This window comes from Massilia sp. 01N417, assembly GCF_056399645.1.
The window spans coordinates 130,066-143,032 of the sequence record NZ_JBFTRS010000008.1; the positions used below are offsets into that span (position 1 = coordinate 130,066).

A 12,967-nucleotide genomic window follows, 5' to 3' on the forward strand; every position below is an offset into this window, starting at 1 on the left:
GAGTACCTTGTCAGGATGCCATCGGCCGCTGCCGTATTCCGTTCGCTAATTCACGTTACGCGAACGAAAAATCAAGATGCAACTAACCCACATATCACGCCACACAAACATAAACCCGCCACCAGGAAAGAGGGCGGCCGCCACACTCGCCGCCGGCATGCATTTGAGGTACGCTACTGTCAATTGCACAATCAGGAGAAAGCATGCCCAAGCCCTATGAAACCGCCCAGCCCGACCGCGCCGCGGTCGATGCGATGCCCGGCGTGGTGGCCGTCGATTTCGGCACCAACTGGTGCGGCTACTGCAAGGCGGCCGAACACGATATCGACGAGGCGCTGAAAGCCTATCCGGACGTTAAGCACGTCAAGGCCGAGGACGGTCCGGGCCGTCCGCTGGGCCGCTCCTTCCGCGTCAAGCTGTGGCCGACGGTGGTCGTGATGAAGGATGGCCAGGAAGTGGCGCGCGTGGTGCGCCCGGCCGGTGCGCAGGAAGTGAAGGATGCCCTGGAGGCGGCCGGCAAGGCAGGCGCCGCATGATCGCAGCCGAACCGCAAGCGGTGCGCGCCGCCGCCAACCGTCCGTCGACCGTGCTGTTCGCCAGCCTGATCGGCACTACCATCGAGTTCTTCGACTTCTACATCTACGCCACCGCCGCGGTGCTGGTGTTCCCGAAGCTGTTCTTCCCGGCGGCCAGCCCGGCCGCCGCAACCCTGCAGTCGCTGGCGACCTTCGCGATCGCCTTTTTCGCGCGTCCCGTGGGCTCGGCCGTGTTCGGGCACTTCGGCGACCGCATCGGCCGCAAGGCTACCCTCGTGGCGGCGCTGCTTACCATGGGCCTGTCGACCGTCGTGATCGGCCTGCTGCCGACCTACGCCTCGATCGGCACCCTGGCGCCGCTGCTGCTGGCGCTGTGCCGCTTCGGCCAGGGCCTGGGCCTGGGCGGCGAGTGGGGCGGGGCGGTGCTGCTCGCCACCGAGAATGCGCCGCCGGGCAAGCGCGCCTGGTACGGCATGTTCCCTCAGCTGGGCGCGCCGCTCGGCTTCTTCCTGTCCGGTTCGACCTTCCTGGTGCTGTCGCAGACCCTGTCGGATGCCGATTTCTTTGCCTGGGGCTGGCGGGTGCCTTTCCTGGCCAGCGCGCTGCTGGTGCTGATCGGCCTGTACGTGCGCCTGAAGATCACCGAGACCCCCGACTTCCAGAAGGTCCTGGAGCGCAACGAGCGGGTGCGCCTGCCGGTGGCCGCCGTATTCAAGTCGCATCCCGGCGCGCTGGTGCTGGGCACCCTGGCCGCGCTGTCGACCTTCGTGATCTTCTACCTGATGACGGTGTTCGCCCTCAGCTGGGGCACCACGGCCCTGCATTATTCGCGCCAGCAATTCCTGCTGCTGCAGTTGTTCGCGATCCTGTTCTTCGGCCTCACGATCCCGGTGGCAGCAATGCTGGCCGACCGCCTGGACCGGCGCCGCGTGATGATCGGCGTATCGGCCGCGATCGCGGTCTTCGGCCTGCTGTTCGGGCCGATGTTCGGCTCCGGCTCGCTGGCGATGGTGACGCTGTTCATGGTGCTCGGCCAGTGCCTGATCGGCATGACCTACGGTCCGCTCGGGACCCTGCTGTCCGAGATGTTCCCGCCCGAGGTGCGCTACACCGGCGCCTCGCTGACCTTCAACCTGGCCGGCATCCTGGGCGCCTCGCTGGCGCCCTACGTGGCCACCTGGCTGGCAACCAACCACGGCCTGTCCACCGTGGGCTGGTACCTGAGCGGGGCAGCCCTGATCAGCCTGGCGGCGCTGCTGCCGGTGAAGCCGGCGGAAGCGCGCTGAACCCGGTTCGGCGAAGGAGGAGGCAATGCTGTTGAAGGGAGGCTGTTCCTGTGGCGCGGTGCGCTATGAAACGGCGGCGCTGCCTTTCCACCGCACCCTCTGCCATTGCGTCGATTGCCGGCGCGCGGCGGGAGCGCCGGCCGTCGCCTGGTTCACGGTGCCGGCGGCCGAACTACGCTGGGTGCGGGGCAGTCCGGCCGTGCACCGCTCCAGTCCGAGGGTCGAGCGCGGCTTCTGCGACGCCTGCGGGACGCCGCTCAGCTACCGCAACGACGGTTACGCGCACGAGATCGACGTGCTGGCCTGCACCCTGGACGATCCCGAGGCGGCCTCGCCTCGGGACCATACCTTCGCTTCTCAGCGGCTGGGCTGGATGCGGGTCGACGACGGCATGCCCGTGTATCCACGCAGCCGCGGGGAAGGACTGCCGGGGGATCAGAAGGAGTAGACCAGGGTCAGCGAGGTCTGGGTATCGGTGTTCTTCTTGTCTTCCGGCACCTTGCTGTCGCTGCGGGCGCTGAACGCCGCCTTCATCTGCATGGTGCCGTTGATCTTGGTGCTCAGGGCCGTCTCCGCCACCGTATGCGTGTTCGAGGTGCCGCGCTCGACGCTGACCGTCTGGCTGAAGTTGGCCGACGGGCTGACCCGCCAGCGCAGCTGGGCGGCGCCGTGCACGGTCATGCCCGAATCCTGCTCGCCGGTCGCGCTCTCGCCGTGGAAGTAGCCCGGACCGATCTCGACGTCGACCGTCTTGTCCTCGCGCTTGAGCAGCTGGGTGCCGTAACCGACCGCCAGGGTCGAATAGCGGGTGTAGGCGCCGAACTTGTCGTTCACGTGGGAACCGAGCACGAAGGCGCGGTTGCCGTCCTGGAGCAGCTTGAAGGCCGCCTTGGCCGACAGCTGCCAGCGTTCCGCCGAGCGGTTCTTGGTACGGCTGCCGTCGTCGTGGACCACTTCGTCTTCCTTGAAGAAGCCGCTGAAGATGTACTCGTTGCTCCAGTTGCTCATCTCGTGGCGGGCGTCGATCTTGCCCGTGACCGAGGTGCCGGTGGTGTTGCCGGAGGTGCTGATCGCGCCCAGTTCGGCGGAGGTGTACCAGCTGCTGCCTTCCGGCACAGCGATGGTCGGTGCTTGCGTAAAATAGGTGGACGACGGGGCGGCATTGCCGATGTCGTCCGGCGCGGCGGCTGCCGTGCCGGTTGCGCCGGCCACAGCCAGCGCCCAAAGTAGCTGAGATCTCATGAGCATCCCGTCGTTCATTGGATGGCCCGACATTGTAAACCAAAGCCGGGCTTCAAACCCATCCGTCGCAACATTTCCCTACAGAATTATGCGATGAGATGATGCAATTGTTAAGTCCACTTTCATTGTGTTTGCAATTCAAGCCGCGACATGTCTAGAATGTTGGGTTTTGCCGGACATACCGGCGTGTATGTATGGGAGCCACATTGAGCAGGCTAGTCATCGTCGACGACCACGAATTGATCCGCGAGGGCATCAAGAAGATCGTGCGCGCCTGCGCCGACCTCAAGGTTGCCGGGGAGGCGGGGGACCTGAAGCAGGCCCTGGCGCTGGTCGCCCAGGTCCGACCCGACGTCGTCGTGCTGGACATCAGTCTTCCCGACGCCAACGGGCTGGACGGGCTGGCGGAGTTGCTCCGCTGTTTTCCGGGCTTACGGGTAGTCATGCTGAGCATGCACCCGGAGGACGGCCATGCCCTCGCGGCCCTGCGCGCGGGTGCGCTCGGCTATGTGTCCAAGGCCAGCGTGTCGACCGACCTGGTCGAGGCGGTGCGCAAGGCCGCCCAGGGTCTGCGCTGGCTCGGCTCGCGCGTCGCCGCCCTCCTGATACAGGAGGCGAGCTGCCCGCCGCCGACGCCGCCGCATCACCTGCTGACCCCGCGCGAAGGGGAAATCGTGGCGCTGATCGGCGCCGGCCTGCAGGTCAAGCAGGTCGCCGCAGAACTCGGCATCAGCATCAGTTCCGTCAATACCTACCGTAACCGCATCTTCCGCAAGATGGGCCTGTCCTCGAATGCGGCGCTGATCCGCTACGCTTTACGCCACGGCCTCTCCGGCTGATTTTCACGTTGCCGCAAGGTAACAATGTGAAACTCGCGTTGTCGTTAAATATGCGACAGGCAACATGCAATGCGCGACCTGTCCGCGGTTTCTTCACTCTCTGATTCACTCTGGCAGCCGGGGGCGGTCGATCACCTGGCGGCTGGATCGTGCGCGACTGTAAATACGATCGTGCACTGGGAGCCTCTGCTGCCGACCGCCGACACAATGTTATAACTTCTCCATCTTGCCTATCGATATTGCAAGGTTTCCACCGACAGCGCATACAAACGATGATGACGAAGCGAGAGAGAGCCATGCCCGGGGACACGGTGGAGATCCTGGTCGTGGAAGACAGTCCCACCCAGGCGCAGCATCTGGCGCGCCTGCTGGCGAGCGAACCCGGCTGGAAGGTCCGGATCGCCGGCGACGGCTCGGCCGCGCTGGCCGAAGTGGCGCGCCGCCGCCCCCAGCTGGTCATCAGCGATATCGCCATGCCCGGCATGGACGGATTCACGCTGTGCCGCATCCTGAAGGAAGACCCGGTCTACGCCAACCTGCCGGTGGTGCTGCTGACCCGGCTGTCCAGCCTGAACGACATCGTCCAGGCCCTGGAATCCGGCGCCGACAGCTTCGTCCGCAAACCCTACGACGGCATGCAGCTGCGCGAGCGCCTGCGCCGCATCCTCCAGGATTGCGCTCTCGGTTCGCCCGACCGTCCGCTGGAATTCATGGCGGCCGAGCGGCGCCAGATCTACGAACTGCTGGTCGCCACCCACGCCCAGGCCCTGCGCATGAATGCCGAACTGGCCGAGCAGCGGACCTCGCTGGAACGCTCCGTCCGCTCGCTGGCGACCCTGCACGGCATGGCGGCCGCGCTGAACGAGGCGGTCGGCGAACAGGCCGTCGCCGAAGCGGCGCTGGCCCATCTGCTGGCGATGCCGGGCCTGGCCGGCGCCGCGGTCGGCGCGCTGCGGCAGAACGGTGCGCTCAGGATGCTGGCGGCGCGCGGCATGCCGGCCGGCGAAGCGCCCGGCATGCATGTGCTGCGCCTGCCGCTGTATGCCGAGCATCGCGAGGTTGGCGTGCTCGAGCTGCTGCCCAACAGTCCCGAGCTGGGCGAGGCCGAGCGCTCGCTGCTCGACAGCGCCGCGACCCAGCTCGGCTCGGCGCTGGAACGCGCCCGCCTGTACGCCTGCATGGAAGCGCTGGTGGTCGAGCGCACGGAGGCCTTGCGCTCGGAGCGCAACCGCCTGTCGGCGGTGGTCGATACCGCCGGCGCGCTGGTGCTGCTGGCGGCGCCCAGCGGCCACATCGTGATGTTCAACCGCGCCTGCGAGGACGCGCTGGGCTGGAAGGCTAGCGAAGCGATCGGACGTCCGGCCTGGGAGGTCGTGCGGCGGGTCGACGACGAACTGGCGGTGCGGCGCGTGTTCCAGCACCTGGACAGCCTGCCGGAAACGGCGCGCATCCAGGGCGAATGGCATACCCAGGACGGCAAGCGCCGTTCCATCCTCTGGACCTCGACCCTGCTGCGGCGCGAAGACGGCAGCATCGAGTACCTGCTCGGCACCGGTATCGACGCCACCGAGTTGCGCGGCGCCCAGGAACGCCTGCGCTACGTCAGCAACTTCGACGCCGTGACGGGCCTGCCGAACCGCCTGCTGCTGCGCGACCGCCTGCGCCAGATGAAGGGCCAGGCCCAGGGCGCGGGGCAGGTGCTCGGCTTCATGCTGCTGAGCCTGGGCCGCATGCCGCTGATCCGCGAGGCGCTGGGCCCGGCGGCCGAACAGGGGCTGCTGCAGGAAGTGGCGGCGCGCCTGCGCGAGACCGCCGGCGCCGACGCCGTCGGCCGCTTCTCCGACGGCAGCTTCGCCGTGCTGGCGCTGCGCGCGGTGGGCGAGGACCTGGCGGTGGCGGCGCGCCGCCTGCTGGCCGCGGTCGCCAAGCCGTATTCCTGGGAACACCAGGAGCTGCACCTGGACCCGGCGATCGGCATCGCGGTATTCCCGAACGACGGCCTGAAGTACGAGCTGCTGGTACAGGGTGCGGTCGCCGCGCTGCGCCAGGCGGCCGAGGGCGTCGGCCAGCGCTATGCCTTCTACCGCCCCGAACTGAACCAGGGCGCCAACGACCGCTTCAAGCTGGAGAGTGCGCTGCGCCGCGCCATCGAGCGCGAGGAACTGGTGCTGCATTACCAGCCCCAGGTCGATCTGGGCAGCGGCCGCATCGTCGGCGCCGAGGCGCTGGTGCGCTGGCAGCATCCGGAGCGCGGCCTGGTGCCGCCTGGCCTGTTCATCCCGCTGGCCGAGGAGACCGGCCTGATCCTGCCGATGGGCGACTGGGTACTGAACGCCGCCTGCCGCCAGCAGCGCGCATGGCGCGAGGCCGGCCTGCCGCTGGTGCCGGTGGCGGTGAACCTGTCGGCCAACCAGTTCGACGACCGTATCGTCGAGACGGTCGGCCGGGTGCTCGAGGAGTGCGGCATCGAGCCGGAGCTGCTGGAGCTGGAGTTGACCGAATCGGCCTCGATGGCGGACGCCGACAAGAGCTGCGCGCTGCTGGCCCAGCTGAAGAGCATGGGGATCCGGCTGGCGATCGACGATTTCGGCACCGGCTTCTCGAACCTGAACTACCTGAAGCGCTTCCCGGTCGACACGCTCAAGCTCGACCAGTCCTTCGTCGCCGATATCCTCGACAAGGCGGGCGACGACCTGGCGATCTCGCAGGCGGTGATCGCGATGGCGCACGGGCTGGGATTGAAGGTGGTGGCGGAAGGGGTCGAGAATGCCGGCCAGCTGGCCCTGCTGGCCGAGCATGGCTGCGATCTCATGCAGGGCTATTACTTCAGCAAGCCGGTGCCGGCCGCGCAATTCGCGCAGCTGCTGCGCGACGGCAAGACGCTCGACCTGGCGCCGCTGGGGCGGCAGCCGGCCGAGGAGCCATCAGGTGCCGGGCATCACGTCCCGATGTAGACGATCTTGAAGGCGAACAGCGCCGCGATCACCCACACGATGGCCTTGACTTCGCGGGCGCGGCCGGTGGTGAGCTTCAGCACCGCATAGGTGATGAAACCGAAGGCGATGCCCTCGGCGATCGAATAGGTGAAGGGGATGGTCAGCGCCGTGATGGCCGCCGGGATGGCTTCGGTGGTATCGCCCCATTCGATGTCGCCGAGGTCGCGCAGCATCAGGCAGGCGACGAACAGCAGGGCCGGGGCGGTGGCGTAGGGCGGCACCACGCCGGCCAGCGGCGCGATGAACAGGCAGGCCAGGAACAGCACGGCGACCGTCAGCGCGGTGAGGCCGGTGCGGCCGCCCGCCTGGACCCCGGAGGCCGATTCGATATAGGCCGTGGTGCTCGAGGTGCCGAGGACGCTGCCGGCGACGATGGCGGCGCTGTCGGCCAGCAGGGCCTTGTTCAGGCGCTCCATCTTCCCTTCGACCAGCAGGCCGGCGCGGCTCGCCACGCCCATCAGGGTGCCGGTGGCGTCGAACAGTTCGACCAGGAAGAACACCAGGATCACGTTCAGGATGCCGACGCTCAGCGCGCCTTTCACGTCCAGCTGCAGGAAGGTCGGGGCCAGCGAGGGCGGGGCGGAGACCACCTGGTGGAACTGGTTCCCGCCGAAGAAGAAGCTCAGGATCGTCACCGCGATGATGCCGATCAGGATCGCCCCGCGCACCCTCAGGCGGTCGAGGGTCACGATCAGCAGGAAGCCGACCATGGCCATGATGGCGCCGGCCTGGTGCAGGTCGCCGACCTTGACCAGGGTCGGCTCGCTGGCCACCACGATGCCGGCGTTCTTCAGCGCGATCAGGGCCAGGAACATGCCGAGGCCGACCGTGATCGCCACCCGCAGCGAGCGCGGAATCCCGTTCACGATCATGGCGCGCAGGCCAAACACCGAGACCAGGATGAACAGGCAACCGGACACGAACACCGCGCCCAGCGCCGCCTGCCACGACACCTTCATGCCCAGCACCACCGCGTAGGCGAAGTAGGCGTTCAGGCCCATGCCCGGCGCCATCGCGATCGGGTAGTTGGCGTACAGGCCCATCACCGCACTGCCGAGCGCCGCCACCAGGCAGGTGGCGACGAACACGGCTTCCTTCGGCATCCCGGCGTCGCCGAGGATCGAGGGGTTGACGAAGATGATGTAGGCCATCGTCAGGAAAGTGGTCAGACCGGCCAGCATCTCGGTGCGGACGTCGGTGCCGCTTTGGCGCAGGTTGAAGAAGCGTTCAAGCATGGTGGTGGTGGGCTCCATGGTGGTGTTGCATACAAACGTCAGCTTATCGATGACCGAAGCATAACACCAGACGGCAGATCAGCCATATCCTGGCTTGCCTGATAAGTGTTTTATTGGGCATTTGCCATGCCGCGCGAATTTTCATTGCTGAGTGGCACTATTCACGGGCGCGATACGCCACAATCGCCGCACTTATGGCTGGACCTCCCGACACCAGTTGGTTGGTCCGGAAACATCAGCGAAACAAATTGGTCGGACCAAAAGCAGCAAAAGATCTTGCGTGAGTAATATATTAGGCATACCATTCTGATATATCAGAGGCGCCCATTCCGGTGCCTCGCCACGCAAGGAGCAACAAAGCATGACCGCATTCATGGACAAGGATTTCCTCCTCACCACCGACGTCGCCAAGAAGCTGTACCACGAGGTAGCAGCCGACCTGCCGGTGATCGACTACCATTCGCACCTGCAGCAGGGCGAAATCGCGGAACGCAAGACCTTCCGCAACATCGCCGAACTGTGGCTGGGCGGCGATCACTACAAATGGCGCCTGATGCGTACCGCCGGCGTGCCGGAGGAATACTGCACCGGCGAGCGCTCGGACAAAGAGAAATTCCTGGCCTTCTGCAAGGTGCTGCCGCTGGCGATCGGCAATCCGATCTACCACTGGAGCCACCTGGAGCTGCGCCGCATCTTCGGCATCGACCTGGTCATCAACGAAAAGAACGCCGAAGCGATCTGGGAACAGGCCAACGCCAAGCTGGCGACCATGGACACCTGGACCTTCCTGGAGCAGGCCAAGGTCGAAATCGCCTGCACCACCGACGACCCGGCCGACGACCTGCTGCAGCACGCCGAGATCGCCAACTCGCAACTTTCGACCCGCGTGCTGCCGGCCTACCGTCCGGACAAGGCGATGCGCATCAATAACCCGGGTTTCATCGATTACGTGGCGCGCCTGTCGGACGTGGCGGACCTGAAGATCACGTCCTTCGCGACCATGATCGAAGCGCTGGCCAGGCGCGTCGGCTACTTCCACGAGCGCGGCGGCCGCATCTCCGACCACGCGATCGACATGCCGATCCCGACCGTCGCGGCAAGCGCCGAACAGCTGGAGGCGATGTTCGCCAAGCGCCTTGGCGGCGCGCTGCTGGGCGACCTGGAACAGGCCCAGTACCTGCGCGGCCTGCTGGAGCACATCGGCGCCGTCTACGCCAGATACGACTGGACCATGTGCTTCCACATCGGCGCCATGCGCAACAATAACCAGCGCATGCTCGAGACCCTCGGCCCGGACACCGGCTTCGACTCGATCGGCGACATGACCACCTCGAACGGCCTGGTGGCGCTGCTCTCGAACCTGGACGCGAACAAGCAGCTGCCGAAGACCATGCTGTTCAACCTGAACCCGGCCATGAACGAAGTGCTGTCGACCATGATCGGCAACTTCCAGGACGGCAGCGTGGCCGGCAAGGTGCAGTTCGGCCCGGCCTGGTGGTTCAACGACCACAAGCTCGGCAACCTGAACCAGATCCTGGCCTTCGGTAACCATTCGGTGCTCGGCATCTTCGTCGGCATGGTGACCGATTCGCGCAGCTTCGCTTCGTATCCGCGCCACGACTACTTCCGCCGCCTGGTTTGCCGCCAGCTCGGCGAATGGGTCGCCGGCGGCGAATACCCGAACGACTTCGAAGCACTCGCCACCATCGTGCGCGGGATCTGCTACGAAAACGCCAAGAACTACTTCAAGCTCTGATCAAAGGCCGCACGTTCATGCAACGAGTAATCTGCATCCACCCGGACGACAGCATGCTGGTCGCCCTGACCGACCTGGCGCCGGGCGATGTCGTCACCTGGAATGACGAGAACATCCTGGTCTCGACCCCGGTCAAGACCAAGCACAAGCTGGCCCGCCGCGCTTTCGCCGAGGGCGAGATCCTGAATATGTACGGCGTCCCGGTCGGCAAGGCGACCCAGGCGATCCGCAAGGGCGAAGCCGTCACCACCGACAACCTGGCGCACTACGCTGCCGAGGTCGAGATCGGCGACGGTAGCGAAACAAGCGAGCCGTATACCTGGACCCCGCCGGACGTCAGCCGCCAGCAGGGCCGCACCTTCGACGGCGTGGTCCGCGCCGACGGCCGCGTGGGTACCGCCAACTACTGGCTGATCTTCCCGCTGGTCTTCTGCGAGAACCGCAACGTCGAGCACCTGCGCAACGCACTCGAGCGTCCGCTCGGCTACGCCACCGACGACCTGGCCGCGCTGACCTTCCAGCTGCTCGGGGAAGACATGGAAGCGCCCAAGCCGGTGGTGCGTCCCTTCCCCAACCTGGACGGCGTGCGCGTCATCACCCACAACGGCGGCTGCGGCGGCACCCGCGCCGATGCGCGCTCGCTGTGCAAGATCCTGTCGGCCTATGCCGACCACCCCAACGTGGCCGGCATCACGGTGTTCTCGCTGGGCTGCCAGAACGCCCAGATCGCCATGTTCAAGGAGGCGCTGGCCAGGCAAAACCCGAACTTCGACAAGCCGGTGCTGATCTATGAACAGCAGCAGTGGGACAGCGAAGAAAAGATGATGAAGGCGGTGCTGCAGGACACGCTGAGCCACCTGAAGGAAGCCAACAAGGTGCGCCGTCAGCCGGTGCCGCTGTCGCACCTGAAGATCGGCGTCAAGTGCGGCGGCTCCGACGGCTTTTCGGGCATTTCCGCGAATCCGACCATGGGCTATGTGTCCGACATGGTGGTGGCCGTGGGCGGCTCCTCGATCCTGGCCGAATTCCCGGAACTCTGCGGCGTCGAAGCCAACCTGATCGAACGCTGCGTGGAAGACGACGACAAGCGCCGCTTCCTCGGCATGATGCGCGACTTCGAGCAGCGGGCGCTGGCGGTCGGCACCCATTTCGCCGACAACCCGAGCCCGGGGAATATCCGCGACGGCTTGATTACCGACGCGATGAAGTCGGCCGGCGCCGCCAAGAAGGGCGGCACCTCGCCGATCGTCTCGGTGCTGGACTACGGCGAGCAGACCGACAAGGCCGGCCTGGCCCTGCTGTGCACCCCGGGCGGCGACGTCGAATCCGTCACCGGCATCGTGGCCTCGGGCGCGAACGTGGTCCTGTTCTCGACCGGCCTCGGCACGCCGACCGGCAACCCGATCGTCCCGGTGCTGAAGATCTCGTCCAACAGCCGCGTCGCCGCCAGGTTGAACGACCTGATCGACTACGACTGCGGTCCGATCATCGAGGGCAAGCCGCTGCCGGAAGTGGCGCAGGGCCTGTTCGACATGGTCGTCGACACCGCCGGCGGCAAGTACACCTGCAAGGCCGACCGCCTGCAGCAGTACGACTTCATCTTCTGGAAACGGGATATTTCGCTGTGAGTCCGATACCTGTCCTCAAACGCAGCGCGCCGTTCGCGCTGCCCATCAAGGTTCTCCAGTTCGGCCAGGGCAACTTCATGCGCGGCTTCTTCGACTGGCAAATCGACCTGCTCAACGAGCGGACCGGTCTCGACGCCGGCGTGGTGATCGTGCGGCCGCGCGGCGGCAGCGCGGCGCCCTTGCTCGACGTGCAGGACGGCCTGTTCACCGTGCTGGTGCGCGGCCTGAATGAGCAGGGCGCAGCCGTCAAGGAATACCGCAAGGTCGAATGCGTGCAGCGCGAGATCGACCCGAACGCGGGCCATGCCGACTACCTGGCACTGGCCGCGAACCCGGACCTGCGCTTCGTGGTGTCGAACACGACCGAAGCCGGCATCGCCGTCAACGCGACCGACCGTTTCGACGACGCGCCCCCCAGTGCCTTCCCGGCCAAGCTGGCCCAGTTCCTGTACCGGCGCTTCGAAGCCTTCGACGGCGCCGCCGATCGCGGCGTGGTCCTGCTGCCCTGCGAGCTGATCGACCACAACGGCCCGGCCCTCCAGCGCGCGGTGAAGCACTTCGCCCGCCTGTGGAAGCTGCCGCCGGCCTTCGACACCTGGCTCGATACCGCCTGCACCTTCTGTTCGACCCTGGTCGACCGCATCGTCACCGGCTTCCCGGCCGCCGATTCCGAGGAAATCCAGCGGGACCTCGGCTACCAGGACCAGTTCCTGGTGGCGGTCGAGTACTACTACCTGTTCGTGATCCAGGGCCCGGCATGGGTCGGCGAAGCGCTGAAGCTGGAAGGCAGCGGCCTGAACGTGAAGCTGGTCGACGACATCACGCCCTACAAGAAGCGCAAGGTCGGCATCCTCAACGGCGGCCATACCACGCTGGTGCCGGTGGCCCTGCTGGCCGGACTGGAAGCGGTGGGCCCGGCGGTCGAGGACCAGGGCACCGGCGCTTTCCTGCGCGCCGCCATCTCCGACGAGATCATCCCGGCTCTCGGCATGGACCGCGCCGGGCTCGAAGCCTACGCCCAGGACGTGCTGCTGCGCTTCCGTAATCCGGCCATCCACCATCGCCTGGCCTCGATTGCCCTGAACAGCTGGAGCAAGTTCGCCGCGCGCGTGATGCCGCAGCTGCTGCGCTACATCGAGATCAACCTGGGACGCATGCCGCGCCGGCTGGTGCTGGCCCTGGCCGCGACGATGGTGCTGTACCGCGGCGGCGTCATCGAGCTGTCGGACGACAAGGCCAATCTGGAGTGGTTCGCCGCCGGCTGGGCCAGGGTCGATGGCGGCGAGTGGTCGCTGGCCCAGCTGGCGTCCGGATGGCTGGCCAACCGCGCGCTGTGGGGCAGGGACCTGAACGAAGTGCCGGGCCTGGCCTATGCGCTGACCGTCGCCCTCGAACAGATCGGGCGCCGGGGCGTACGCGAGCTGCTCGCTTAGTTGCCCTTTAGTTGCC

Annotated in this window: 10 protein-coding genes; 8 read left to right on the forward strand and 2 right to left on the reverse strand. The window is 66.5% G+C overall.

Annotated elements, in window-relative coordinates; translation table 11 throughout:
* Positions 1–203 precede the first annotated feature (203 nt).
* The 3 genes from AC1DOQ_RS11165 to AC1DOQ_RS11175 are packed head-to-tail and all read left to right on the forward strand — an operon-like array spanning position 204 to position 2,270.
* A complete protein-coding gene (locus AC1DOQ_RS11165) occupies positions 204–536 on the forward strand; it encodes a thioredoxin family protein (RefSeq protein ID WP_477363364.1) in 333 nt (110 codons plus the stop codon).
* A complete protein-coding gene (locus AC1DOQ_RS11170) occupies positions 533–1,822 on the forward strand; it encodes an MFS transporter (protein WP_477363367.1) in 1,290 nt (429 codons plus the stop codon). Before AC1DOQ_RS11165 ends, AC1DOQ_RS11170 begins: the two co-directional genes overlap by 4 nt.
* Before the next feature lie 25 nt (positions 1,823–1,847).
* Entirely contained in the window at positions 1,848–2,270 is a 423-nt protein-coding gene (locus AC1DOQ_RS11175; RefSeq protein WP_477363370.1) for a GFA family protein, read from the forward strand.
* Here the strand turns inward: AC1DOQ_RS11175 and AC1DOQ_RS11180 are convergent.
* Positions 2,258–3,064 carry a DUF481 domain-containing protein gene (locus tag AC1DOQ_RS11180; protein ID WP_477363373.1) on the reverse strand — a complete coding sequence of 269 codons (807 nt, stop codon included), beginning with the start codon at positions 3,062–3,064 and terminating at the stop codon, positions 2,258–2,260. The two genes, AC1DOQ_RS11175 and AC1DOQ_RS11180, sit on opposite strands and share 13 nt — an antisense overlap.
* 206 nt (positions 3,065–3,270) lie before the next feature.
* Between AC1DOQ_RS11180 and AC1DOQ_RS11185 the strand changes: the two genes are divergently transcribed.
* Together AC1DOQ_RS11185 and AC1DOQ_RS11190 are read left to right on the forward strand one after the other, a co-directional pair.
* Positions 3,271–3,903, forward strand: coding sequence for a response regulator (locus AC1DOQ_RS11185; protein ID WP_477363376.1), 633 nt, complete (start codon positions 3,271–3,273; stop codon positions 3,901–3,903).
* A 296-nt stretch (positions 3,904–4,199) separates the two neighbouring features.
* Positions 4,200–6,857: a GGDEF/EAL domain-containing response regulator gene (locus tag AC1DOQ_RS11190; RefSeq protein ID WP_477363379.1), complete on the forward strand. Its 2,658-nt coding sequence runs from the start codon at positions 4,200–4,202 to the stop codon at positions 6,855–6,857.
* On the opposite strand, the gene AC1DOQ_RS11195 is transcribed toward AC1DOQ_RS11190, so the two are convergent.
* Positions 6,842–8,134: an NCS2 family permease gene (locus AC1DOQ_RS11195; protein ID WP_477363593.1), complete on the reverse strand. Its 1,293-nt coding sequence runs from the start codon at positions 8,132–8,134 to the stop codon at positions 6,842–6,844. The two genes, AC1DOQ_RS11190 and AC1DOQ_RS11195, sit on opposite strands and share 16 nt — an antisense overlap.
* 361 nt (positions 8,135–8,495) lie before the next feature.
* On the opposite strand from AC1DOQ_RS11195, the gene uxaC reads away from it, so the two are divergent.
* From uxaC to AC1DOQ_RS11210, 3 genes are read left to right on the forward strand one after another with little or no spacing between them, the layout of a single operon-like run.
* Positions 8,496–9,890, forward strand: a complete 1,395-nt coding sequence (uxaC, locus tag AC1DOQ_RS11200) for a glucuronate isomerase (RefSeq protein ID WP_477363382.1) — start codon at positions 8,496–8,498, stop codon at positions 9,888–9,890.
* 17 nt (positions 9,891–9,907) lie between these two features.
* Positions 9,908–11,518, forward strand: a complete 1,611-nt coding sequence (locus AC1DOQ_RS11205; protein WP_477363384.1) for a UxaA family hydrolase — start codon at positions 9,908–9,910, stop codon at positions 11,516–11,518.
* Complete coding sequence (locus AC1DOQ_RS11210; RefSeq protein ID WP_477363387.1) at positions 11,515–12,951, forward strand: tagaturonate reductase; 1,437 nt, start codon at positions 11,515–11,517, stop codon at positions 12,949–12,951. The genes AC1DOQ_RS11205 and AC1DOQ_RS11210 overlap by 4 nt, the downstream gene beginning before the upstream one ends.
* Positions 12,952–12,967: the final 16 nt, after the last annotated feature.